This is a genomic window from uncultured Streptococcus sp. (genome assembly GCF_963521865.1).
Taxonomy (GTDB): Bacteria; Bacillota; Bacilli; order Lactobacillales; family Streptococcaceae; genus Streptococcus.
The window spans coordinates 21,071-47,102 of the sequence record NZ_CAUQWY010000004.1 but is presented as its reverse complement, the minus strand read 5'-3'; the positions used below and the strand labels follow the sequence as shown (position 1 = coordinate 47,102).

22 protein-coding genes and 1 pseudogene are annotated in these 26,032 nt (G+C 42.9%); 5 read left to right on the top strand and 18 right to left on the bottom strand.

Annotation, left to right across the window (positions count from 1 at the left end):
• Positions 1–31: 31 nt before the first annotated feature.
• From RWO85_RS02270 to recJ, 7 genes are all read right to left on the bottom strand, one after another.
• Positions 32–877, bottom strand: coding sequence for a metallophosphoesterase family protein (locus tag RWO85_RS02270; RefSeq protein WP_314413725.1), 846 nt, complete (start codon positions 875–877; stop codon positions 32–34).
• Positions 867–2,714: an excinuclease ABC subunit UvrC gene (gene uvrC / locus RWO85_RS02265; protein WP_314413724.1), complete on the bottom strand. Its 1,848-nt coding sequence runs from the start codon at positions 2,712–2,714 to the stop codon at positions 867–869. Before uvrC ends, RWO85_RS02270 begins: the two co-directional genes overlap by 11 nt.
• Positions 2,715–2,752: 38 nt before the next feature.
• Positions 2,753–3,454, bottom strand: a complete 702-nt coding sequence (locus tag RWO85_RS02260; protein ID WP_124787822.1) for a M57 family metalloprotease — start codon at positions 3,452–3,454, stop codon at positions 2,753–2,755.
• A gap of 62 nt (positions 3,455–3,516) precedes the next feature.
• A complete protein-coding gene (locus tag RWO85_RS02255; protein WP_124787823.1) occupies positions 3,517–4,296 on the bottom strand; it encodes an alpha/beta hydrolase family protein in 780 nt (259 codons plus the stop codon).
• 65 nt (positions 4,297–4,361) lie between these two features.
• Positions 4,362–6,023, bottom strand: coding sequence for a ribonuclease J (locus RWO85_RS02250; RefSeq protein WP_314413722.1), 1,662 nt, complete (start codon positions 6,021–6,023; stop codon positions 4,362–4,364).
• A gap of 72 nt (positions 6,024–6,095) precedes the next feature.
• Positions 6,096–6,287 carry a hypothetical protein gene (locus RWO85_RS02245; RefSeq protein WP_314413721.1) on the bottom strand — a complete coding sequence of 64 codons (192 nt, stop codon included), beginning with the start codon at positions 6,285–6,287 and terminating at the stop codon, positions 6,096–6,098.
• 107 nt (positions 6,288–6,394) lie between these two features.
• A complete protein-coding gene (gene recJ, locus RWO85_RS02240; RefSeq protein ID WP_314413719.1) occupies positions 6,395–8,617 on the bottom strand; it encodes a single-stranded-DNA-specific exonuclease RecJ in 2,223 nt (740 codons plus the stop codon).
• A 176-nt stretch (positions 8,618–8,793) separates the two neighbouring features.
• Between recJ and RWO85_RS02235 the strand changes: the two genes are divergently transcribed.
• The 5 genes from RWO85_RS02235 to RWO85_RS02215 all read left to right on the top strand — a co-directional run bounded on the left by RWO85_RS02235 (position 8,794) and on the right by RWO85_RS02215 (position 13,205).
• A complete protein-coding gene (locus tag RWO85_RS02235) occupies positions 8,794–9,552 on the top strand; it encodes an amino acid ABC transporter ATP-binding protein (RefSeq protein ID WP_001229568.1) in 759 nt (252 codons plus the stop codon).
• A gap of 10 nt (positions 9,553–9,562) precedes the next feature.
• A complete protein-coding gene (locus RWO85_RS02230) occupies positions 9,563–10,357 on the top strand; it encodes a transporter substrate-binding domain-containing protein (protein WP_247953267.1) in 795 nt (264 codons plus the stop codon).
• A 12-nt stretch (positions 10,358–10,369) separates the two neighbouring features.
• Complete coding sequence (locus RWO85_RS02225; protein WP_000131145.1) at positions 10,370–11,047, top strand: amino acid ABC transporter permease; 678 nt, start codon at positions 10,370–10,372, stop codon at positions 11,045–11,047.
• A gap of 9 nt (positions 11,048–11,056) precedes the next feature.
• Complete coding sequence (locus RWO85_RS02220; protein ID WP_000443889.1) at positions 11,057–11,716, top strand: amino acid ABC transporter permease; 660 nt, start codon at positions 11,057–11,059, stop codon at positions 11,714–11,716.
• Positions 11,717–12,014: 298 nt separating this feature from the next.
• A complete protein-coding gene (locus RWO85_RS02215) occupies positions 12,015–13,205 on the top strand; it encodes an oxidoreductase (RefSeq protein WP_314413718.1) in 1,191 nt (396 codons plus the stop codon).
• A gap of 96 nt (positions 13,206–13,301) precedes the next feature.
• Here RWO85_RS02215 and RWO85_RS02210 read toward each other — a convergent pair whose 3' ends face one another.
• The 11 genes and pseudogenes from RWO85_RS02210 to RWO85_RS02160 all read right to left on the bottom strand — a co-directional run bounded on the left by RWO85_RS02210 (position 13,302) and on the right by RWO85_RS02160 (position 25,900).
• Entirely contained in the window at positions 13,302–14,432 is a 1,131-nt protein-coding gene (locus tag RWO85_RS02210) for an ABC transporter ATP-binding protein (RefSeq protein ID WP_000229956.1), read from the bottom strand.
• Positions 14,433–14,544: 112 nt separating this feature from the next.
• Complete coding sequence (locus tag RWO85_RS02205; RefSeq protein ID WP_314413717.1) at positions 14,545–15,414, bottom strand: PucR family transcriptional regulator; 870 nt, start codon at positions 15,412–15,414, stop codon at positions 14,545–14,547.
• A gap of 3 nt (positions 15,415–15,417) precedes the next feature.
• Positions 15,418–15,804, bottom strand: coding sequence for a Mini-ribonuclease 3 (locus RWO85_RS02200; RefSeq protein ID WP_314413716.1), 387 nt, complete (start codon positions 15,802–15,804; stop codon positions 15,418–15,420).
• Positions 15,797–17,140 (bottom strand): cysteine--tRNA ligase, encoded by a 1,344-nt coding sequence (gene cysS / locus RWO85_RS02195; protein ID WP_314413715.1) that lies wholly within the window; start codon positions 17,138–17,140, stop codon positions 15,797–15,799. Before cysS ends, RWO85_RS02200 begins: the two co-directional genes overlap by 8 nt.
• Before the next feature lie 81 nt (positions 17,141–17,221).
• Positions 17,222–18,106, bottom strand: coding sequence for a GNAT family N-acetyltransferase (locus RWO85_RS02190; protein ID WP_314413714.1), 885 nt, complete (start codon positions 18,104–18,106; stop codon positions 17,222–17,224).
• Between the two features lie 11 nt (positions 18,107–18,117).
• Positions 18,118–18,735: a serine O-acetyltransferase gene (cysE, locus tag RWO85_RS02185; protein ID WP_125852122.1), complete on the bottom strand. Its 618-nt coding sequence runs from the start codon at positions 18,733–18,735 to the stop codon at positions 18,118–18,120.
• 15 nt (positions 18,736–18,750) lie between these two features.
• Complete coding sequence (pnp, locus tag RWO85_RS02180; RefSeq protein ID WP_314413713.1) at positions 18,751–20,964, bottom strand: polyribonucleotide nucleotidyltransferase; 2,214 nt, start codon at positions 20,962–20,964, stop codon at positions 18,751–18,753.
• A gap of 723 nt (positions 20,965–21,687) precedes the next feature.
• On the bottom strand, positions 21,688–22,554 hold the full coding sequence (metF, locus tag RWO85_RS02175; protein WP_314413712.1) for a methylenetetrahydrofolate reductase [NAD(P)H]: 867 nt from the start codon (positions 22,552–22,554) through the stop codon (positions 21,688–21,690).
• A gap of 102 nt (positions 22,555–22,656) precedes the next feature.
• Complete coding sequence (metE, locus tag RWO85_RS02170; RefSeq protein WP_314413711.1) at positions 22,657–24,906, bottom strand: 5-methyltetrahydropteroyltriglutamate--homocysteine S-methyltransferase; 2,250 nt, start codon at positions 24,904–24,906, stop codon at positions 22,657–22,659.
• 244 nt (positions 24,907–25,150) lie between these two features.
• Positions 25,151–25,512: pseudogene (locus tag RWO85_RS02165) on the bottom strand (TIGR02328 family protein).
• Positions 25,496–25,900 (bottom strand): YbgA family protein, encoded by a 405-nt coding sequence (locus RWO85_RS02160; protein WP_314413709.1) that lies wholly within the window; start codon positions 25,898–25,900, stop codon positions 25,496–25,498. The pseudogene RWO85_RS02165 and the gene RWO85_RS02160 overlap by 17 nt, the downstream one beginning before the upstream one ends.
• Positions 25,901–26,032 lie beyond the last annotated feature (132 nt).

The following is a 26,032-nucleotide window of genomic DNA, read 5'->3' as shown; positions in this document are numbered from 1 at the left end:
AATTTTCAGTTGCTTAAAGAAACTAGTCCATCTAATATTCTGACTTTATAGCCTCCAAGAAATTCTTCACATCCTCTACATACCCATGCTTTTCTATTAAGCTTGCTAAGAGTTCCAGATTGTGCCCCTGATAGTTATCTTCACGACGTAGCTCTTCATACATTTCGATAAAGGGAAGTCCCTTGGACTTGGCCAATTCTAACTCAGCCTCGTAATCATAAGCGACTTTACGAAATTGGATATTTACCAATTCCCCATCTTCAACTTCTATCACGGCATACTGGGCACGGTGATTTTTTAACATCTCCCAATCAAAATAGGGCATGCCAATCGAACCTGGATTGATGATTTGTTGCCCTTGACTGCCATAACGAAGCAACTGCTTGTGAACATGACCGTAGATTGCCACATCGGTTTCCGCATCTAGCAGTTGGTCAAATTTATCTGTATCATTCCCAACCAGTAGGTCTCCACCATAATTTTTGTCAGGTAAATTATGTGAGAGAGAAAAGCGCAGTCCGTCAACTTCTTTCTTTTCCAGCAAAGGTAAGCTTCGTAGCCAAACGAACATTTCAGGATCCATTCGCTCCATCAAAAACTGGGTCATGCGCATTAACTGGATTTCTTGCGGATCTTCCAAACCATATTGCCCATCTAAAGCCTCAAGGACACAATCATCCCAATTGCCTCGAACACTTGCTGTGATAGGAAGGGCCTTTAGCAGGGCGACCAAGTCATTTGCGCCTGGACCAGGAAGAAAAACATCTCCCAGAAGCCAGTATTCACTGACTCCTTGATTTTTAGCATCTGCAATCACTGCTTCTAGCGCCGTCGCATTGCCATGAATATCTGATAAAATTGCGATTTTATGTTTCATTGTGATTTCCTTCCGTTTGATAATCTACACTCACTTCCGCAACTTGAGCCAACTCCACTTCTTCCTGCGGATTCAACTTCCTCTGAACTGCTTCTGCGACTGTTCTTGGCACTCCAACTTCAACGATTTCATCTACACTGGCTTCCTTGATTTTGGTTAGAGACTTGAAATGCTTCATGAGATTTTGCTTGCGTTTTGGTCCCAGACCTTCAATCCCATCCAATTGAGATGAGAAAGAATTTTTGGAGCGCAGTTGGCGGTGGAAAGTAATGGCAAAGCGGTGCACCTCATCTTGAATGCGTTGGAGGAGGAAAAATTCCTGAGAATTGCGAGACAACTCCACCACCTCAAGCGGATCTCCAAAGAGCAATTCATGGGTTTGGTGCTTGTCGTTCTTTTGCAAACCTGCAATTGGAATATCCAAGCCCAGCTCCTCTTGAATGACCTGCTTGGCAATATTGACTTGACCTTGCCCCCCATCAATGACAATCAAATCTGGCGGAGTCAAAGCCTCACGTTGTACTCGGCCATAACGTCTGCGGATAACCTCACGCATACTAGCATAGTCATCTGATCCAACAACCGTTTTTATCTTGTACTTACGATAATCTTTTTTACTTGGTTTGCCGTTGACAAATACAACCATGGCTGAAACAGGACTAGTTCCCATGATATTGGAGTTATCAAAGGACTCAATGCGAACTGGAGTCGGGATTTGAAGCAAGCGTCCTAGATTTTCAATAGCCCCTTGGGTCTTTTCGACAGATTTCTCCAGCAGGTTGAATTTCTGCTCTAGACTGACACGGGCATTCTTTATAGCCAAATTGACCAGCTGCTTTTTCTCTCCACGTTTGGGCTTAAGAATCTTGGTATCTACCAAGGCCTTGACAGCTTCTTCATCGATATCCTGCGGAATCAATACCTCATTGGGAACCAGGTGGGATTTTTCTTGATAAAATTGTCCCACATAGGTCAAGAAGTCCTCATCTGGATCATTGTAGTAAGGGAAAAGATTGACATCACGCTCAATAAGCTTGCCCTGACGAACAAAGAAAACCTGAACACACATCCAGCCCTTATCGACATAGTAGCCAAAAACATCGCGGTTTTGGAGATCCTTAGCCATGACCCGTTGCTTGGTCCGAAGCGTTCCAATAGCTTGAATCAGGTCACGGTATTCCGCCGCACGTTCAAACTCCATACTTTGAGCTGCCTTTGCCATCTTGCCCTTTAGGTCATCGATGATTTTGTCATCCTGTCCTTTTAGGAAATCAGAAACCTCCTGAGCCATAGACTTGAAATAAGCCTCATCTTTCTTACAGATGGTGTGGGCCATACATTGGCCGATATGGTAGTAAAAACAGACCTTAGACGGTGGATTGGTACACTTACGAAAAGGGAAAATTCGATCCAGCAACCGCTTGATTTCATTGGCTGCCCCCACATCTGGATAGGGACCAAAGTAGAGACCTCCGTCCTTCTTGACCTGACGGGTAATAATCAAACGAGGATAGCGTTCATTGGTGATTTTGATGAAAGGATAAGACTTATCATCCTTGAGCATGATATTGTACTTGGGCTTGTTTTCCTTGATCAGATTGATTTCTAGGAGAAGTGCCTCAATATTGGACTCCGTAACGATAAATTCAAAATCCACAATTTCAGACACCAAGGCCTCTGTTTTGGTATCATGACTTCCGCGGAAATAAGATCTCACGCGGTTACGCAGATTTTTAGCCTTTCCTACATAGATAATGGTGCCGTTTTTATCCTTGTGAATGTAGCAACCAGGGCTGGTTGGCAAGAGCTCTAGTTTTGATTTAATCAAGTTATTCATAGTTCCATTATAGCAAAAAAGTAGGGAAAGATAGTCCCCTACTCATTGGTCTCATATAATTTTCGAAGTCTTTCAACATCCTCTTTCTGGATACCATAAAAGGAACCTGCTGGTTGCATGACAGACTTTTCATCTGTATGGTCCAAGCCAATCGCATGCCCCAACTCATGTTCTGCCGTATGGACAATGCGCTCATAGGAATAGCCATAGCCAGGATTGGACAGATAATAGTGATTCAACCGTACCGTGACAGACAAGAATTGCCCCGTTAAAAGATTGGTCTGACTTTCTGCCTCTCCTGCCACAGGAGTACCTCCGTCATTCATCTCCGTAGCCAGGATATCCGCCTTACTAGTCTCAGTCACGATTTCAAAGTTAAAAGCACCCGTTTGATTCCAATTCTGAATCGCTTCTACATAAGCTTCTTGAAAGCGTGAATCCATCTGCGTATCTAGGTAAATACGAGCTGAAGCCTGTGGCCACCTTCCTTCAGAGTGTTGATGGCTATCTGTCTGATTTAACTTAGGCAGTTGCCCTGTTTTTCCCCATTGGTCGATACTTTGTTGACCAATCTTGACTGACCGTTCTGCTTGCTTTAGCGCTCCTTGAAAATCACCGTTCAGATACCAGAGAAGTCCAAAAGCAAAAGCACACAAAAGAAAAGCTATCCAAACTAGACGCCAAAACAAACGCCACACAAAAGAAAAGAAAGCCCCTATCAAACGAAAAATCCAGCGCATTTCCCTCCACCTTTCTAGCAAATAAAGTCTATTTTACTAAAACAAGCTGAAAGAAAGCTAAATTATGACAATCTCTCTTCTAATTTGAAATCGATTGGCAGAGTTGCTAAGAACCGTTCCAATTGTTTTTCCCAATAATACCACTCGTGAGTTCCAGCACTATGGCTATAGGTCACATCAAAACCTAGTTTTTTGAGATTTTTCACTGCGAGATTATTAGCTTCGTACAAGAAATCCTGCTCGCCACACCAAGCCCAAAGCTTGGTCTTTTTATCCGATTTTTTAGCCAGACTTTCAAGAGAATAGGGGCTAGCTGTCCAATCTTTAATCTCCCCAAAAACACCTCTCCAGTAAGCTGGTGTCCCCAGATTTTGGCTTTCAGGAGAAAAATCTTGAAAGCTGAGAGCACCTGAAAAACTAGCTGCATGAGAAAAACGATTTGTAGCAAGAGCCAGTTTGAAACAGCCGTAACCTCCCATAGAGAGACCAGCGATAAAGGTCTTTTCACGCTTGCTAGTCATATTAGGGAAGAAGCGTTTCAAAACCTGTGGCAATTCCTCTGCTAGAGCTGTGTAATAGTCAAAACCATACTGGGTATCGGTATACCAACCGTTGCTGGTATTGGGCATAACAACGATGAGATTGGTTCCTCGAAGCAAGCGTTCTACGTTGGTCCGCTTGAGCCAGCTATTATGGTTGCCAGACATCCCATGCAAAAGGTACAAGACGGGAATATCTTTACACTCTGGTTCTTCCACTCGATTAGCATCAGGATAGAGGACATTCACTCCCCACTCCATATCCAAAACTTGTGAGTAATACTCGATTTTCATTACTGCCATATTTTTCCTCTATTTTTCTATAAGAAAAAGCCGAAATTCGACTTTCTCTCTGTTTATTTCAACGATTATTTTGCTTCCATGACTACTGGTAAAATAGCTGGACGACGCTTGGTTTGGTCAAAGAGATACTTGGTCAGATTATCACGAACCTTCCCTTTAAGATCTGCCCAGTCAAAGTCATCTCCTTGAAGATAGTCTTCTACCGTTTGGTTAATCAATTCTGAACTTTCACGGAGAATATCGCGACTCTTCTTGAGATAAACAAATCCACGCGTGTGAACACGAGCCTTGGCCACGATTTTCTTCTCACGACGGTTAACGGTAATTGCGACGATGAAAATACCATCCTCTGACAAGACCTTACGGTCACGAAGAACCACATTTCCAACATCACCAATGGCATTCCCGTCAATCAAGACATCCCCTGCTGAAACCGATCCAGCTGGAACAAAGTCTCCATTTTCGTAAGACATGGTCGTCCCCTTTTTAGGAATGAAGATGCGTTCTGGCAACATCCCAACTGCCATAGCAGCCTTAGCATGGGCATCCAACTCACGGTATTCCCCTTGAATCGGGAAGAGATACTTGGGTTGCAAGAGATTGATCATCAACTGCAAATCACGCGCATTTCCGTGCCCTGATACATGTAAACTTTGGGTAATCAATTTGACAACCCCTCCTGCCTGATAAATCATATTTTCCACACGCGCAACGAAGGCTTCTTTAGCAATAGACGGAGCCGTAGCAATATAGACCAGGTCCCCATCCTTGATTTCTACATAACGATGGCGACCAATCGACATCTTACGAAGTCCATTGATAGGTTCACCCATACGACCTGTCTCAAGGATAATCAACTCATGGTCTTCAAAGCGAGACATATCTTTAGGCTTAATCAAGAGAATTTCGTTGGCTAAAGACAACTTCTTGAGACGAATCGCTGTGCGGACGATATTTTCAATATCAAATCCTGTCAAGACGATACGTCGACCTGTTTTATCCGCAGCGTCAAAAATCTGCTGGATACGAGAGAGGTTACTGGAAACAGCTGCAACGATGATACGACCTTCCCAGTCAGCAATGGTTTGGGTAATTTCATCCCTAACTTCACTTTCGCTAGCCACCTGAATATTGCTGTCCGCATTGGCCGAATCACTGAGGAGAGCCAGGACGCCGTCACGACCGATTTCTGCCAAACGAGCAAAGTCTGTCGCATAGGATTCACTAGCTGTCTGGTCAAATTTGAAGTCACCTGTATAAACGATGCTACCTTCAGCTGTCTTCAAGACAATTCCCAGGCTCTCTGGAACGGAGTAAGTCGTAGGGAAGAATGAAACCACTGTCCCACCAAAATCAATCTCTGTATCTTCATCAATAACATGAAAATCATTAAATTTCTTGACTGCGTCATTTCCTTTGACAAAGAGTTTGGCCAACTCAATGGTCAACTCAGAGCCAAATACAGGTACCTTGGCTTCAGCCAAGAGATAAGGCAGAGCACCAATAGCATCTGCATGTCCGTGAGTTAAAAATACCCCAGCAATTCGATCTTTATTTTCAAAAAGGTAGTCCATCTTTGGAATCACCACATCGACCCCTAATTGTTCATTTTCGGGATATTTTAACCCTACATTCAAAACAAAAATGGACTCTCCAATTTCAGCAATGTACATATTTTTCCCATTTTCACGTACACCACCAAGTGTTGTTAAACTAATATTACTCATTTTTCCTCCAAAATCTTAGTTTATCTTGATTATAGGGTTACTTACCCTCTTATTCTAAAAGCACTATTACTTTTATACTCTTCGAAAATCAAATTCAAACCACGTCAGCTTCGCCTTGCCGTAGGTATGGTTACTGACTTCGTCAGTTCTATCCACAACCTCAAAACAGTGTTTTGAGCTGACTTCGTCAGTCTTATCTACAACCTCAAAGCAGTGCTTTGAGCAACCTGCGGCTAGCTTCCTAGTTTGCTCTCTGATTTTCATTGAGTATTAGCCGAATCTTTTCTTACCATTATACCATTTTTTTAATGATTTTCAAAATGAAGATTTGTTTTCAAAAAAGAGCTGGTTGCCCAACTCTTTCCTATCATCTACTCTTTTTCCATTAAAAAGTCATAAATTTCTTGCACGGTACCCAGCGCCATCATTTCTTGGTCTTTGACGGTTTGTTTGAGATTCTGGTAAATCTGACTTTCTCCGATTTCCCGCTTTGGTGCCTCTTTATTAACTGTCATCACACCATCTTTAATCGTCACAAAGCCTAGCTCTTCAAACACTTGAATCATCTTGACCAGCAAGATTTGTTGAATATTGAGATAAGCAGCCAAATCTTTCAGCTTGTAGCGAATATCAAACTCTGGGAACTGGTAGATGGTCTTGTACAATTTAGCAAACTGCTCTCTAGTCCCATACCCCGTCAGATAGTAGGCCTTGTCAATATCATTTTTGAAATAGACAGCAGAGAAATTCTGTTCCTGAAAAATGGTCTTCAGCTGAGTAATATCTTCAGGAATAGTTTTTACGACAACAGCTTCACTAGTCGCTAAATCTGGCAGTTCTCCAGCAAAATCCAAGACTGGAATCCCCTCTGGCAAGACTGCATTTTTCCCACGAATGTTAAAGAGTTGAACACCCTCCACCCGCGCATCCACCATCATCAACTGGAGAGCAGTTTGGCCATTCCATTGGTTGACAGACAATTTGACTGCCAACTCTAGATTCTTGGTTTGAGCAAATTCTGTTGCCCATCTACCTTGACCGAATGCCACCACTTCAAAACTCGCCTCACCTTTGGAAATTTTCAACTTGAGATGAGCATTGCCTGCCCCCATAGTACGGGCACTTTCGACCTGAATATCCTTTATATAAAAGACAGGTTTCTGATTGTCCATGCCAAAAGGTGCCAAACGTTCAAAACTTTTGACCGTTTCCAAGCTAAGTGTCTCCAAATCCAGTTCTTCATCTAGATTTAACTTGTTCTTGCCAACAGCATCTGCTCCTTTTTCACGGACATAATCTTCCAAAATCTGAGACAAATCTGAGAGTTTCTCCACTTCCAGCGTCATTCCTGCTGCGCCAGCATGGCCACCAAAGGCGATAAAGAGGTCTCGATGGGGATCCAGAGCCTCAAAAATATCGACTGCTTCCACACTACGAGCACTACCCTTGGCACGACCGTCCTCTATATTGAGAACCATGACTGTCTGTCCCAATTCTTCCAACAAACGACCAGCCACGATACCCAGAACCCCAGGATTCCAGCCTTCCTTGGCCAAGACTTGGACCTTCTTCTCAGGATTCACCATGGTCTTGGCTTCTTCATAGATAGACTGAACGATTTCCTTGCGCTCTTCGTTTTTCTGATGAATCATGAGGGCAATCTCATGCGCTTCCTCATCATCAAACCCAGTCAGCAAATCAATGGCAGGATTAGGATCATCCAAGCGCCCCAAGGCATTTAAACGAGGGGCAATCTGGAAACCAACTGTCTCTTCTGTCACTTCATTGGCAGCAATCCCAGCCATGTCCAGCATTTCTTGTAAACCAATGCGCTGAGTATGTCCCAACACTTCCAGACCATACTGAACCAAGATACGGTTCTCATCTGTCAGACTCACCATATCTGCAATGGTACCAATAGCAACCAAATCAAGCAATTCCACTTGTACTTCTTCCAAAAGGGCACAAGCCAGCTTGAAAGCCACTCCACAACCAGCCAAATATTTGAAAGGATAGTTCGCATCTGGATGTTCAGGGTGGACAATAGCATAAGCATCTGGTAAGGTTTCAGGCATGGAATGGTGGTCAGTCACAATGACATCTACTCCCATAGACTGGGCCAATTCAATAGCTTCATGACCCGCAACCCCATTGTCCACCGTCACAATCAAGGAAATCTCTTCTTGCTCGATAAAGTATTTATAGACACTGGCATTAGGGCCATAGCCATCGGTAAAACGATTGGGCAAATAAACACGGCACTCAGCACCAAGCTGTTCCAAACTTTCCTTCACAATCGAAGCCGAAGTCATACCATCCGCATCATAATCACCGTAAACGAGGATATTTTCCCCTTCTTCAATGGCCTGACGAATCCGTTCCACTGCCTTGTCCATATCATGGAGCAGATAAGGGTCGTGCAAGTCCTCCAAGGAAGGTTCTAAAAACTTCTTCAGACTTTCTTGGTCCTGAATCCCTCTCTCAAATAATAACCGAGCCACCTCAGGACCCAGTCCAGCCTTCTTGGCTATCTTTGTAAAATCCGCATCTTCTACCTGCGGGGCAAACTGCCATTCATAAGTAGGTGTTATCAAAAAGACATCCACTCTTTCTAAGAATTCTATTGCTTCATTATAACATGATTTAGGTTTTTTCTCTATCCAGATTGCTTTCTACAAAAATTTTACTAACTTTTTTCTGATATGATTTGACAAGAAAAATCTTTTAGTGTAGAATCATGTTATAAAATCTAACACAAAGGAGATTCCTTATGGCTTTAGTAGAATTTGAACACGTCGAAAAATATTACGGAGACTACCACGCACTCCGCGACATCAATCTCCGTTTTGAAAAAGGACAAGTCGTTGTCCTACTCGGACCATCTGGTTCTGGGAAATCCACTCTGATCCGTACCATCAATGGTTTGGAGGCTGTTGACAAGGGAAGCCTTCTCGTAAATGGTCACCAAGTTGCTGGTGCCAGCCAGAAAGATTTGGTGCCTCTTCGTAAGGAAGTAGGCATGGTTTTCCAGCATTTTAACCTCTATCCGCATAAAACAGTGTTAGAAAACGTAACACTAGCACCCATAAAAGTTCTAGGAATTGATAAAAAAGAAGCTGAAAAAACAGCCCAAAAATATCTGGAATTTGTAAATATGTGGGACAAGAAAGATTCTTATCCAGCCATGCTGTCTGGTGGACAAAAACAACGGATTGCCATCGCACGTGGACTCGCTATGCATCCTGAACTCCTCCTCTTTGATGAACCAACATCTGCCCTTGACCCTGAAACCATCGGCGATGTTCTAGCGGTTATGCAAAAATTGGCCCACGATGGTATGAATATGATTATCGTGACCCATGAAATGGGCTTCGCCCGTGAAGTTGCTGACCGCATCATCTTTATGGCTGATGGAGAGGTTTTGGTGGATACGACAGATGTTGATGACTTTTTCGACAATCCAAGTGAACCTCGTGCCCAACAATTCCTCAGCAAAATCATCAACCACGAAAGTGACAAAGTCAAATAAGGAGGCGCCTATGAAAAAGAAATTCTTTTTATCCGCATTATTGATTAGCCTTTTCGGCCTTGCTGCTGCAAAACCAGTTCAGGCTGATACCAGTGTCGCAGACATTCAAAAGAGAGGCGAGCTGGTTGTCGGTGTAAAACAAGACGTTCCCAATTTCGGCTACAAGGATCCCAAGACAGGGACCTATTCTGGTATCGAAACAGACTTGGCCAAGATGGTAGCTGATGAGCTTAAGGTCAAGGTTCGCTATGTTCCTGTTACCGCACAAACTCGTGGACCCCTTCTGGATAATGAACAGGTCGATATGGATATCGCAACCTTTACTATCACGGATGAACGCAAAAAACTCTACAACTTCACCAGCCCTTACTACACAGATGCTTCTGGCTTTTTGGTCAACAAATCTGCCAAAATCAAAAAGATTGAGGATCTAAATGGTAAAACCATCGGGGTTGCCCAAGGTTCCATCACCCAACGCCTGATTACTGAACTGGGTAAAAAGAAAGGCCTGAAGTTTAAATTCGTCGAACTTGGTTCCTACCCAGAATTGATTACTTCCCTACACGCTCACCGTATTGATGCCTTTTCCGTTGACCGCTCGATTCTGTCTGGCTACATCAGTAAACGGACAGAACTACTAGATGATAGTTTCAAGCCATCTGACTACGGTATCGTTACCAAGAAATCAAATACCGAGCTCAACGACTATCTTGATAACTTGGTCACCAAATGGAGCAAGGATGGTAGTTTGCAAAAACTTTATGACCGTTACAAGCTCAAACCATCTAGCCATACTGCAGATTAAGGAGGATACCCCATGACAGATTTATCATCTTGGACAGCCTATTTTCAGGATTTTGGACAATTTTTCAATGGTTTCCTCTTCACCCTTGCCCTAGCTATCGGATCTTTTATCCTAGCCATGGTTTTGGGCATCTTCTTTGGAGCCATGTCAACCAGCAAGCGTCCGATTTTGCGAATCTTAGCTCGTATCTTTGTAGAATTTTATCAAAACACTCCCCTCTTGGTGCAGTTTGTCATCGTTTTTTATGGTCTACCTCTTATCAGTGACCACACCATCATGATTCCAATTTATTGGACAGCTGTACTCTGTGTAGGACTCTATCACGGCGCCTATATCGCTGAGGTGATTCGCTCAGGTATTCAGTCGATTCCTAGCGGTCAGATGGAGGCCGCCTTGTCACAAGGTTTTACCTATATCAGTGCCATGCGCTTGATTATCTTACCTCAGGCTTTCCGTATCATTCTCCCTCCTTTGACCAACCAAATCGTTAACCTCATCAAAAACACCTCGACAGTCGCTATCATTTCTGGAGTGGACTTGATGTTTGTAACCAAATCTTGGTCGGCTCTTAACGGAAACTATATCCCAGCCTTTCTAGGCGCTGCCCTGCTCTACTTCTCTCTATGCTTCCCTGTTGCCCAGTTTGGTCGCAAGATGGAGCAAGCCAACAAAAAAGCCTATTCACTTTAGGAGGTTACTATGGAATCCATTTTAGAAGTTTTGACCCCAGATAACCTAGTCTTTATCTTTAAAGGATTTGGCTTGACCCTCTACATTTCTCTAATTGCCATCGTCCTCTCTACCCTTATCGGTACGGTGCTAGCTGTCATGAGAAATGGAAAAAATCCTGTCTTGCGTATCATCTCCAGCATTTACATCGAGTTTGTGCGCAACGTTCCCAACCTCCTCTGGATTTTCACTATCTTTTTAGTTTTCAAGATGAAATCCACTCCAGCAGGTATTACTGCCTTTACCCTCTTTACATCAGCAGCCCTAGCTGAGATTATCCGAGGTGGCCTCAATGCCGTGGACAAGGGACAGTACGAAGCAGGAATGTCGCAAGGATTTACCTCAGCCCAAATCCTCTACCACATCATTCTTCCACAAGCTATTCGTAAAATGCTGCCAGCCATCATTTCTCAGTTTGTAACCGTGATTAAGGATACCAGTCTTCTCTACTCTGTCATCGCCCTACAAGAACTCTTTGGAGCTAGCCAAATTCTCATGGGCCGTTATTTCGAACCAGAGCAAGTCTTCAGTCTGTATATCCTGATTGCCCTCATCTACTTCAGCTTTAACCTAGCAATTTCGAGCCTGTCTCATATGCTAGCCAAACGTTGGCAACAAGCTGCAGAATAATACTCTTCGAAAATCTCTTCAAACCACGTCAGCTTCACCTTGCCGTATATATGTTACTGACTTCGTCAGTTCTATCCACAACCTCAAAACGGTGTTTTGAGCAGCCTGCGGCTAGCTTCCTAGTTTGCTCTTTGATTTTCATTGAGTATAAACAGCCACTCTCCAGTTTAATTGGAGAGTTTTTTTATGATAGTAAACATTTATAGATCTCAATTTGACACCATACTTTTTCTATGATAAAATGTAACAAATTCATTTACAACAAATCAAATCAAATCTAAATGAAATGGAATTTTTTATGAAATCACTCAAAGGACTACTCTTTATCATAGCTAGTTTTCTCTTGACTATTTTGACTTGGATGAGCACTTCTCCCCAATTCATGATTCCAGGACTAGCTTTAACAAGCCTATCTCTGACTTTTATCCTAGCCACTCGTCTCCCCCTACTAGAAAGCTGGTTCCACGGTTTAGAGAAGGTCTATACTGTCCACAAATTCACAGCCTTTCTCTCCATCATCCTACTAATCTTTCATAACTTCAGTATGGGCGGTTTGTGGGGCTCTCGCTTAGCCGCTCAGTTTGGCAATCTTGCTCTCTATATCTTTGTCAGTATCATCCTTGTCGCCTATTTAGGCAAATACATCCAATACGAAGCTTGGCGCTGGATTCACCGCCTGGTTTACCTGGCCTATATTTTTGGACTCTTTCACGTCTACATGATGATGGGCAATCATCTCCTTACATTTAATCCTCTAAGTTTTCTTGTTGGTAGCTATGCCCTTTTAGGCTTACTAGCTGGTTTTTATATCATTTTTCTATATCAAAAGATTGCCTTCCCCTATCTAGGGAAAATTACCAATCTCAAACGCTTAAATCACGATACTAGAGAAATTCAAATCCATCTTAGCAGACCTTTCAACTATCAAGCAGGACAATTTGCCTTCCTAAAGATTTTCCAAGAAGGTTTTGAAAGTGCCCCGCATCCCTTTTCTATCTCAGGAGGTCATGGTCAAACTCTTTACTTTACTGTCAAAAATTCAGGCGACCATACCAAGAATATCTATGACAATCTTCAAGTCGGTAGCAAAGCAAGCGTAGACAGAGCTTACGGACACATGATCATAGAAGAAGGAAGAAAAAATCAGGTTTGGATTGCTGGAGGCATTGGGATCACCCCCTTCATCTCTTACATCCGTGAACATCCTATTTTAGATAAACAGGTTCACTTCTACTATAGCTTCCGTGGAGAGGAAAATGCAGTCTATCTGGATTTGCTTCGTGACTATGCTCAGAAAAATCCTAATTTTGAACTCCATCTAGTCGACAGTAGGAAAGATGGCTATCTTAATTTTGATCAAGAAGAAGTACCCGAACAGGCAACCGTCTATATGTGTGGTCCTCTTTCTATGATGAAGTCACTCTCCAAACAGATTAAGAAACAAAATCCAAAAGCAGAGCTTATTTACGAAGGATTCAAGTTCAAATAAGCACTCATACTCTCCTGGAATTTTCCAGGAGTTTTTTCTACTCAACCGCAAAAAACACTGCCAGATTTCTAGCAGTGTTTTGACATTTCATTTATCTTAGTAAACTGTTCTTTCAGTTTCTACATCGAAGAAGTGGGCTTTGTTCAAGTCAAATCCAAGTTCAACTGTTGCGCCTGTTTGCAAGTAGTCACGAGCATCAACTTTGGCAACAAATTCGTCTTTACCAACTTGGCAGTAAAGGTGAGATTCTGAACCAAGCAATTCTGATACAGAGATAGTAGCTTTTACAACTGAATCTGGGAATGTTTCAAGGAATGCTTCTTCTGCATTCACGTCTTCTGGACGAATACCGAAAATCAATTCTTTACCTTCGTAGCCTTTTTCACGAAGAACTTTCAAAGCGCCTTCTGGCACTTTCAAACGGAAACCGTCTGAAACAATTTCGCTACCAACCAGTTTCACGTTGATGAAGTTCATTGCTGGGCTTCCGATGAATCCTGCAACGAATTTGTTAACTGGGTTTTTGTAAACTTCTTGAGGAGAACCGATTTGTTCTACACGTCCGATAGTACCTGTACCAGCAGGGTTCTTAGTTGCTGACATGATAACGATACGGTCTGCAAGTGTCATCGCTTCTGTTTGGTCGTGAGTTACGTAGATAGTTGTAGCTCCGATACGACGGTGGATTTTAGCGATTTCAGCACGCATTGATACACGAAGTTTAGCATCCAAGTTTGACAAAGGTTCGTCCATCAAGAATACTTTTGCATCACGGACAATCGCACGACCCATGGCAACACGTTGACGTTGACCACCAGAAAGGTCAGCAGGTTTACGTTCCAAGAATTCTTTCAATCCAAGGATTTCAGCTGCTTCTTGAACACGTTTATCGATATCTTCCTTGCTGTATTTACGCAATTTCAAACCGAAAGCCATGTTGTCATAAACAGTCATGTGTGGGTAAAGAGCGTAGTTTTGGAATACCATGGCGATATCACGGTCTTTTGGAGCCACGTCATTGACAACCACGCCATCGATAGAGGCAGTACCTTCTGTGATGTCTTCAAGACCTGCAATCATACGGAGAGTAGTTGATTTACCACATCCTGAAGGTCCTACGAAAACGATGAACTCTTTGTCTTTGATGTTCAAGTTGAAATCTTCAACTGAGTAGTGTTCGCTGTTTGGATATTTTTTGTAAATATTTTTAAGATTTAATTCTACCATGAGGTGAACTCCTTTTGTCTTTTGATAGTTTTATTATAAATGAAAACGCTTAACTTTTCTATGGCAAGGTGACCAAAAAAATAAAAAAGTTCTGTGCAACTTGCACAGAACTTTAGAGAATATCTGGTAAAATCAATTGATAACACAGGGTCAGGTCGGTCAACTCCTTCAACTGAAGCCCTGTCAACTCTTCCCATTTGTCAATCTTGTATTGGAGAGAATTGCGGTGCAGATAGAGTTTCTGGGCTGTTTTTGTTAGAACAGCACTGTTTTCCCAAAGGGAAAGAATAATTTCCTGAATCTGGTCTTGATCCAAAATCATCTGGCGCAAGCATTCTTTAATAACTTTCAAGTCCACGAGCCTTTCTCCCATACTCCAAAGATAGAGCTGAGAAAAAGTATGAACACCTTGGTGACCCTGGCGCCACCAAGTCTTGAACAAATCGCGCTCCGCTTTGATTAAGTCTGATAGGGCTTGATGTCCCGTCTGAGACCAAATCTGACCCAACATGATAGAGAGACGAAGTCCAAAGTCATACTCAACCGCTTCAATCGTATCACTTAAAATAGCTCGTACAGAAGTGTATTTGTCTTGTTGAAGCACGAAAACATAATCCTGAGCTCCGACCTGAAGCACCGCCTGACAGTTGGGAAAAAGAGTCTGCATCATATCCAGCCAAGAAGCTAGATTTTCCTGCTGAAAATAGGAAAGATGACAATAAACCAACTGAATCTTTTTGAAAGCTTGTGGCGCCTGCCCTTTCCCCTCAACCAGATAAGAATACCAAGGATTGAGCGAACGAGCCTGCTCCTGCTGGGTCAAAAGGGAAACCAACTGCTTTTCACGTTCACTGAGCCCAGCTTCCTCCAGCAAAATCCACTGCTGAGAAGCTAAAGGGAGGGTGAGATAGCCCTCTTTCTCTACTGGTTGGTCTGAAATCTGAGCTTCAGGAAACCAGTCTTGTAGTTCTTTTGCCATCATATCCTAGCCCTCCACTTTTTGGATGCACCACAAAATCAAGCTCTCAAGCCGTTCCAGATTTTCAGTCATATGGAGATAGCCCATGACTGCTTCAAAACCTGTGGACATACGGTAGGTCACCACATCAGCATTTTTAGCCTTGGTGTGACTATTGGTATTGCGGCCACGTTTGTAGATTTCCTCTTCTTTTTCCGTCAGGACTTGCTCCTCTAACATAAGGGAAATCAGGCTAGCCTGAGCCTTGGCTGAGACATACTTTGTCGCCTCTTGGTGGAGTTTATTGGGCTTGGTCATACCTTTGAGGATGAGGTGACGGCGAATATACATAGAATACACCGCATCTCCTTCAAAGGCTAGCGCAATCCCGTTAATGAGATTGACATCAATCACGTGTCCACCTCACTCCATCCTTGGTATCAAGGAGCTTAATTCCTTGAGCAGCCAATTGGTCACGGATCTGGTCCGCTGTCGTAAAGTCACGATTGGCACGCGCTTCTTGACGTTTTTGAATCAAGACTTCAATCTCTGCATCCAATACTTCCTCTACAAAGACAATCCCAAAGACTTCCAACATAGACGCAAGAGCTTGCTTAACACTTGCATCATAATTGCCAGAGTTAATCCATTTGGCCATTTCAAAGACTACTGTGATACCGTTGGCAGAGTTGAAATCCTCATCCATAGCTGCTACAAACTTGTCTTTAAAAGCTTGTAACTCTTGGGTATCCACGTTTCCTGTAAATGGTTGTTCGTAAGTGTTCTTTAGATACTTGAGATTAGTCTCTGCATCCCGCACTGCCTTTTCTGTAAAGTTGATAGGCTTGCGATAATGTTGAGTCGCAAAGAAGAAACGAAGCACTTGCCCATCAAGAGTTTTAAGGGCATCGTGTACGGTGATAAAGTTCCCCAAAGACTTGGACATCTTGACATTGTCAATATTGACAAAGCCATTGTGCATCCAGTAGTTGGCAAAGGTCTTGCCTGTTTTAGCTTCAGACTGGGCAATTTCATTGGTGTGGTGAGGAAACTCAAGGTCCGCTCCACCACCGTGGATATCAATAGTATCGCCCAAAATTTCTGTCGACATGACCGAACACTCAATATGCCAGCCCGGACGACCAGGTCCCCAAGGACTGTCCCAAGAAATCTCACCTGATTTGGCAGATTTCCATAGTGCAAAGTCCACAGGATTTTCCTTACGAGCTGTTTCTTCATCGGTACGACCTGAAGCACCTAGTTCCAAATCTTCCAAGGTTTTATTGGCCAACTTGGCATAGTTGTGAGATTTTTCCACACGGAAGTAAACATCCCCCTGGCTCTCATAGGCAAAACCTTTTTCAATCAACTCTTCCACAAAACGGATGATGTCAGCCATAAACTCCACCACACGCGGATGGCGGGTCGCAGGTTTGACGCCCAAGGCCGTCACATCCTCACGAAAGACAGCGATGTACTTGTCCGCAACCTCCTGAGGCGTGATGCCTTCTTCCTTGGCACGGTTGATAATCTTATCATCCACATCCGTAAAATTGGAAATATAGGCAACCTCGTACCCACGATACTCAAAATAGCGACGAATGGTATCAAAAGCCACTGTTGAGCGGGCATTCCCCACGTGGATATAGTTGTACACGGTTGGCCCACAAACATACATCTTGACTTTGCCGTCCTCGATTGGGACAAATTCTCGCAAATCACGAGACATAGTGTCATAGATTTTAATCATAAATCATAGTCAGGAAATCCAAAATCCAAGAACAGTTAGTTTCATCACTAAGAGTTCAATTGAATTTCAGTCCGAATATCTCTACACTTCGGAATCCCTTGCTCCTTTCTCATTCAGATAAACTACCTGTGTCTGTTTGACAAAGCCGATTTTTTCATATAAGCGTTTGGCACCGACGTTGCTATCCTCTACTGCAATCTGAAATTCCTTATCATTTTGCTCAATTAGTTGGTTGACAAGTGATTTTGCTAAGTAGCTCCCATAGCCTTTCCCACGTTCAGGTTCAGACATTGCTAAACCGTAGAAGTAATTCGTATCGCTCGATAAATCAACCGTGCAAGTTCCAATAACCTGACCGTCTTTTAACAAAATATATAGGCGACTTTCTGGATCTTTCAGAGCTTCAGCGACATATCTATCCACAACTTCTCTAGATTCATGTTCCTCTGAAAATGCCTGAAATTTCAACTGACTAATTTGCTCCTGATACGAACTATCTGCTAACAAAACTTCAAGATTGGAAAGCTTTTCTAACGGATAAGATTTCCTATCCTTACCTAACCAAGTTTCTGTCTCTTCATCCTCGACCAATCCCCAGTTGCTAACAAAATCAGGATGACGGTCTAGAAAAACACGCTCTGTCTGAAAAGTGACTGAACAAATAGAGAAAGAAGCTGTTTCTCTCTCAAAACTAGTAAACAATGCACGCGCAATCCCCTGACGGCGATGAGCTGGATGAACCAGTATCGTCACTTCTACATCTTGATCATCTGCATAGACGGTTAAGATACCAACAAGTTCGCCTTTTTCATAATAAAGGAAAAAGGCGGGCATGTTCGGGTCAAAATTAAGCATGTTAGAGAGATAGGGATCACGATAGGTACCGTCATAGTTTTGGCAACAGTTAATTAGTTTTTTCGCCTCAGATAACTCCTCTTGGCTTAACTTGTTTCTTACTTGAATCATATAGGTATCCTCTACAACCCAGACGATCTGTGACTGGCTTCTTTAGCCTGCTCGAGTTTATTGACGTAGTACTCTCGTTTTTCTTCGACTTCGTGGATCGTCGGTTCATCCTTCTGTCCATGAACTCGGACAATCTTGGCCGGAATACCGACAACCGTCACATCACTAGGTACATCTGCTACGACAACTGCTGCAGCACCGACCTTGGCATTTGCACCAATTTCTACAGGACCAATAACTTGGGCATGTGCTGATATAAGGGCACCCTGACGAACGGTCGGATGGCGTTTGCCAACATCCTTACCAGTCCCACCAAGAGTCACTCCGTGATAAAGGAGAACACCTTTTTCAACGATCGCTGTTTCCCCAATCACCAGACCAGAACCGTGGTCGATAAAGACACCTGAATCAATCTGGGCACCTGGATGAATCTCAATCTGAGTCCAAAAGCGCCAAAACTGACTGTGCATACGAGCCAGGAGTTTAAAGCCATGCTTCCAGAGAAAATGCGAAAGACGGTGGGCCGCCAAGGCCTTGACACCTGGATAAGTCAGCAAAACCTCCAAAGTGGTGCGGGCCGCTGGATCATTTTCTTTTACGATATCAATGGTTTCGCGCCACCATCCCATACATTTCTCCTTTTCTTATTCTGAATCTTTTGGTGTTTCTGTAAATTCTTTCTTAGGTTTGTGGTCCTTGTGATGACGTGGGCGGTGAGGTCTCTCAGACTTTTCGCCTTTTTCATCACGTTCAGGTTTTGGTGGACGAGGAAGAAGTGCTTTCATAGAAGCATCTACACGTCCTTTTTCATCAATCTTGATAACTTTAACATCGACTTCATCACCGATTGCTACCAAGTCTTCGACATTATTGGTACGCGTCCATGCCATCTCAGAGATATGAACAAGGGCATCTGTCTTATCAAAGAGGTTAACAAAGGCACCAAATTTCTCGATACGAACAACCTTGGCACGGTAAACTTCATCCACCTTAGCTTCACGAACCAAACCAGCAATAATTTCTTTAGCACGGTTAATAGCATCTTGGTCGCTAGAGTAGATAGACACATTTCCTTCTTCATCGATATCAATCTTAACGCCTGTTTCAGCGATAATCTTGTCAATGGTTTCTCCACCCTTACCGATGACAATCTTGATCTTGTCCACATCAATCTTGATGGTATCAATTTTTGGAGCAGTTGGAGCCAATTCTGGACGAACTTCTGGAATGGTTGCTTCAATCACATCAAGGATTTCAAAACGCGCTTTCTTGGCTTGGGCAAGAGCTTCTGTCAAGATTTCTGCAGTAATCCCTTGGATCTTGATATCCATTTGAAGGGCTGTAATCCCGTCACGAGTACCTGCAACCTTAAAGTCCATGTCTCCAAAGTGGTCTTCCAAACCTTGGATATCTGTCAAGACTGTATAGTTATTTCCATCTGAGATAAGTCCCATAGCAATACCAGCTACTGGCGCCTTGATTGGCACACCACCAGCCATAAGGGCAAGAGTTCCCGCACAAATAGAAGCTTGAGAAGAAGAACCATTTGATTCCAAGACTTCTGCCACCAATCGGATAGCATATGGGAATTCTTCCAAACTTGGCAAGACTTGAGCAAGGGCACGCTCACCAAGAGCACCGTGACCGATTTCACGACGACCTGGCGCACCGTAACGACCTGTTTCCCCTACAGAGTATTGTGGGAAGTTATAGTGGTGCATAAAGCGTTTCTTGTACTCTGGATCCAAACCATCGATGATTTGAGTTTCCCCCATCGGAGCCAAGGTCAAGACTGAAAGGGCCTGAGTTTGCCCACGAGTAAAGAGACCTGAACCGTGCACACGAGGAAGGAAATCAACAACCGCATCCAAAGGACGGATTTCATCGACCTTACGACCGTCAGGACGCACCTTATCTTCTGTAATCAAACGGCGCACTTCAGCGTGTTCCATTTGTTCCAAGATTTCAGCCACATCACGCATGATACGGTCAAATTCTTCGTGGTCCGCATATTTTTCTTCATAAACGGCTGTGACTTGATCCTTAACTGCTTGAGTTGCAGCTTCACGAGCCAATTTTTCTTCTACTTGAACTGCTTTTTGAAGGTCACTGTTGTAAGCTGAGATGATTTCTGCCTGCAATTCAACATCTACATGAAGCAATTCCACTTCTGCTTTTTCCTTGCCGACAGCCGCAACGATTTCTTCTTGGAAAGCAATCAATTCTTTGACTGCTTCATGCCCTTTGAGAAGGGCTTCCAACATGATTTCTTCTGACAATTCTTTGGCACCAGACTCTACCATGTTGATGGCGTGTTTAGTCCCAGCTACTGTCAATTCAAGAAGAGATTGCTCTGCTTGTTCTTGCGTAGGGTTGATGATGATTTGACCATCCACATAACCCACTTGGACACCAGCGATTGGTCCGTCAAATGGAATGTCTGAGATAGAAAGCGCTAAAGATGAACCAAACATAGCTACCATTGGTGCAGATGCATTTTCATCATAAGAAAGCACAGTGTTAATCACTTGGACTTCATTACGGAAACCTTCCGCAAACATTGGACGGATTGGACGGTCAATCAAACGCGCTGTCAAGGTCGCATCTGTTGAAGGACGTCCTTCACGTTTCATAAAGCCACCAGGAAACTTCCCAGCCGCATACATTTTTTCTTCGTAGTTGACTTGAAGTGGGAAGAAATCCCCAGTTGCCATCTTCTTAGACATAACGGCAGCAGTCAAGACAGTTGACTCACCGTAACGTACGACAACAGAGCCATTTGCTTGCTTAGCAACCTGACCAGTCTCTACGATCAACTCACGACCCGCAAAAGTCGTTTGAAACACTTGTTTTGTCATTTTAATCCCCTTTGGATTGATAATATTATACGTCTTGCCTACAAAGATCAAGATACCAAGGACGTCAAAAGCAAAGTAAAAATAGGAAACTGACGAAGTCTTCGATGAAGACAAGACAGTTTATCTTTTTTACACAGCTTTTCGGCCGGGTTCAATTACACAAGATATTTTGGACGGTTCGGCTTGCCGAACATTTCTGTAGAAAAATAGGAAGGTGACGCCGCACTCGATGAGTGCTAGGAAGCTTATCTTTTTTCCTAAGAAATGAGGCCAAAATTCAATTAAGTATCTTTTTGATATTTCCCTGAAATAGTGCAGACTGGAGGTAAAATTATCCAGTGGATGATTTTAGAAATCCAGAGAATTTCAATGTCAATTTTTGAGTACTTCGCCTTTTTATTTCTATGCTCAGGCTAAAATAGTTCCCAAAACTATTTTACTTTCAAAAATCCCGTCTTAGATAATAACATTGTTATTATCTAAGATACCACTATAACGTGAAAGATCTTTTAACACTCACTTCGTTCGTATTTATTATAGACACAAATTATCAAATCTTAATTCAAAATTAATCGACTATAAAAAATCCTTATAACCTTAATACCCTCATCTTTGTATCAAGTACGTACAGAGTCTATTTTATCATATTTTTCTTAAAAAGTGCGGTCTTTACCATTAAAAAGGAACCATTCCCCTCACCTGAGAAGAATGGTTTGCTTTTTATTATCCTAGAGACTGGTGATTAAACAAGGCATGAGTTGCTTGGTGGATGTATTTTGCTGTATCCGCATTGTTCATGGTGTAGAGATGCACACCTGCAACATCCTGAGTTACCAAGTCCACGATTTGGTCCACTGCATAGGCAAGTCCTGCTGCTCTGAGCGACTCAGGGTCATGCTCATACTTGTCTAAGATAGCTTTAAATTTGCGTGGAAGATGGATATTCTCACAAGTCTTCAAGAGACGGAGAGCCTGATTTCGATTCAGAATTGGCATAATCCCTGCATGAATGGGAACATCAATCCCAGCCAAGATGCACTTGTCTTGGAAATCATAAAAGCGCTCATTGTCAAAGAAAAGCTGAGTTACGAGGCTCGAACAGCCTGCATCCACTTTCTTCTTAAGATTTTGAATATCTGAAATCTGATTTGGTGAATCTGGATGGCCTTCTGGATAACAAGCACCAACAATATCAAAGTGAGGGGCTTGCTCCTTGATGAACTCAATTAAGTCAGTTGCATAGCGGAAATCCTTTTGCGGCTCTACATCAGGGATAATATCCCCACGAAGAGCCAAGATTTTCTGTACCCCAACCTTATCCAAGTCGGCAATAGTTTCAGCCACCTTGTCCTTAGTCAAATAGATGGCTGGCAAGTGAGCAATAGTCGGAATCGCCAAGTCATTTTGGATAAAGTCAGCCAAACGGACCGTCGTTTCCTTGATATTAAATTTATTATTGCTGGCAGTTACACTGATAAAGTGGGGAGCCAACTCCTGCATATCTTGAAGAGCAGAAATAATTTTATCATTACCCACGGCTGGGTTTGGAGGGAACACTTCAAATGAGAGTGACGGTGTTTGGCGTGACATAGTCCTTATCCTTTTCTAGTTGATTTTTTCGTTAGCTGGACTCTTAGAACCCAAGTGAAACAGGCAGATTGACCAAACAGCGCTTCTTGAGAAATCCTTATCTTACAATTTCTCACGCGCAGCTTTAGCTGCTTCAACAAGGCGGATCAAGCTTTCTTTTGTTTCTGGAATACCACGTGTTTTCAAACCACAGTCAGGGTTGATCCAAACTTTCTTGCTTGGCACTTTAGCAAGGATAGCTTCGATTGTGTGGTCGATTTCGCCTTCATTTGGCACACGAGGTGAGTGGATATCGTAAACCCCAGGTCCCACTTCAGTTTGGAAGTTTTTCGCTTTGAGTTCGTCCAAGATTTCAAGGTTTGAACGGCTAGCTTCAAAGGAAATAACATCCGCATCCATGTTGTCGATAGCTGGGATGATATCTGTAAATTCTGAGTAACACATGTGAGTGTGGATTTGTGTGTCTGGTGCTACTGTTGAGTGTACCAAGCGGAAGGCAGGAATTGCCCAGTCAAGGTAGTCTTCGTACCAGTCGCTACGACGGAGTGGCAATTTCTCACGAAGAGCAGCCTCGTCGATTTGGATGATTTTCACGCCAGCAGCTTCAAGGTCAAGAACTTCATCCTTGATTGCAAGAGCGATTTGAAGAGTAGAATCCTTGATAGAGATGTCTTCACGTGGGAATGACCAGTTGAGAATAGTTACTGGTCCAGTCAACATACCTTTAACAGGTTTGTTTGTACGGCTTTGTGCATAGCTAGACCATTTAACAGTGATAGGGTTAAGACGAGTGACATCACCCCAGATGATTGGTGGTTTCACCCCACGCATACCGTATGATTGTACCCAACCATTTTTAGAGAAGAGGTAACCTGACAAGTTTTGACCGAAGTACTCAACCATGTCATTACGCTCGAACTCACCGTGAACAAGGACATCAAAGTCGATATCTTCTTGCCATTTGATCCATTCATCGATCGTTTCAGCAAGGAAAGCGTCGTACTCTTCTTGAGACAATTCACCTTTACGGTAAGCCAAACGTTTCGCACGAACTTCTTTAGTTTGAGGGAATGAACCGATCGTTGTTGTTGGAAGAGCTGGAAGTTTGAAAGCTTCTTCTTGGATAGCTTCACGTTCTGCAAATGCTGGCAAACGAGTGTAGTCTGCGTCTGTCAAGCCAGCGATACGCGCACGAAGTTCCGCATTTTCACCAACACGCTCAGTCGCAAAGAGTTCTTTGTTAGCTGCAAGTGCTTCTTCACCTTGACCATTGCGGATAGCATCCAAATCACGAATCTCATCCAATTTTTCAACTGCAAAGGCAAAGTGGTTCAAGATTGCTGGTTCAAATTCTTCATTAGCTGTTGTAAATGGCACATGAAGAAGTGAGCATGAGCTTGTCAAGACAATGTTTTCAGCTGGGATTTGTTCAAGAACAGCCAAGCTCTTTTCGTAGTTGTTACGCCAGATGTTTTTACCATTGACAATACCTGCATAGAGAGTCTTGTCAGCTGGGAAGCCACCTTTAACCAATTCAAGAGTTTTCTTACCTTCAACGAAGTCAAGACCAATAGCATCTACTGGCAAGTTTACAAGGTCAGCGTAAACGTCACGAACGTCTCCGAAGTAAGTTTGAAGCAAGACTTCAAGACCTTTTTTGTCAGCCAAAAGTTTGTTGTAAAGGTTCAAGAAGAGAGCTTTTTCTTCAGCTGTCAAATCTTTTACAAGAGCAGCTTCATCGAGTTGGATACGAGTCGCACCAAGTTCAGCCAATTTAGCAAAAACTTCTTGGTAAGCAGCCACTAAGCTGTCTACGAAGTCTTCTGCTTTCACGCCTTCTTCAAAGTCTGACAATTGAAGGAAAGTAAATGGACCTACAAGGACAGGACGAGTGTTGAGACCAAGTTCTTTAGCTTCTTGGAACTCATCAAAGATTTTGTGACCTGCAAGTTTGACTTGAGTTTCTTTTTCAAACTTAGGAACGATGTAGTGGTAGTTGGTGTTGAACCATTTCTTCATTGGAAGGGCGCGAACGTCTCCTTTTTCTCCTTGGTAACCACGACCCAAAGCGAAGTAGCGCTCAAGGTCAGACAAGTCCAAGTTTTGAACTGAAGCAGGTACCACGTTGAAAAGGAAAGCTGCATCTAGGAAGTTGTCATAGTGAGAAAAGTCATTTGATGGAATTTCAGTGATGCCTTTTTCTTTGACAATGTTCCAGTGTTTAGCACGCAATTCTTTTGCTGCTGCAAGAAGTTCTTCTTCTGAGATTTCTTTTCTAAAGTATTTTTCAGTTGTAAATTTTAATTCGCGGAATTCGCCCAAACGAGGGAAACCGATGATTGTAGTTGACATGATGTGTCCTCCAAAATTTGTTGTTGAAACTATCTTAACAGAAAAGAAAGCGTCTGTATAATTGTAAAAAATTAGGCTTTGATATAGTTTGAAACTATATCTCAGTTTTAGACAACAGAAAAAGACTTGAGACACATGCCTCAAATCCTTTGTATATCTTGTTTTATAGCTCTATTTCAGTTAGACTGGTCAAACACGTTATTAGTAATTCTTATAAGTGACTATGACTTATTATTAGAAAAGACTATAAGTCAATCCCCTTCTCTCGGAGATTGTCCAGCACTCCTTATAGTAAGCATCGTCATGTTCGCTGTAAATAGGACTAGTCAACTTTTCCTCTGCTAAATCTTGATAAGGGGAACAAGTCTTGCCACGGTACTTTTTATCCAGCCACTCTGGACTGACCTTAAAGCCTCGGTCAGCCATTTCCTTCATGATCAAGCGATGATAGGCATAGAGACGATAGGGCGAGTGGGTAAAGACATAGTCCACCGTCGCATTCTTTCTGCCCCAGCCATTGCCACGGAGGGCACAGCACTCTCGATGTTGCCCCAAGAGTTGAGGACGAGGTAGTTGCGAAATCAAAGCCTCATGCCAAAGTCTCATGGGAGTCTCCTTTCAGTAAAGTCGAATGTTGCAAGTAGGTATTGGGATAACGATCAAGCAAGTCTCGAGTCTTAGCAATCACATCTTCCTTAGAAGCCTGACCAAAGCGGTAGCGATCCAGCAGGAGCATATAGTCCTTGCGCTCAGCATCTGTCGCTTTCTTTTTAAAATAGCCCCAAATATGCTGAAAGGCATTGCAAACCTGACCCCTGTGTTCTGGAATCTGGCAGGCATGGTCAATCATCTCTTGAACCATACTCACCTCCACCTCTTCATTCTTCAAGTATTGGCGAATCTCATTGTATATATTACTAGAATGACTCAAAACGAGGTATTTGTTTCTCGTCCAGAGTTTCTGACACTGGGATTTTTGGTTAGTTTGTTCCATCTTTCTCCTTGATTTTTATCAGTTTCCAGGAAATATGGAAACAAAGCTGTATCTTAAAAATGAGCGAATAAAGAGTGTTTTTTGTAGTTCCCGATTTTTCTAACAAACCTTGTTTGACAATCCTTAAATGCC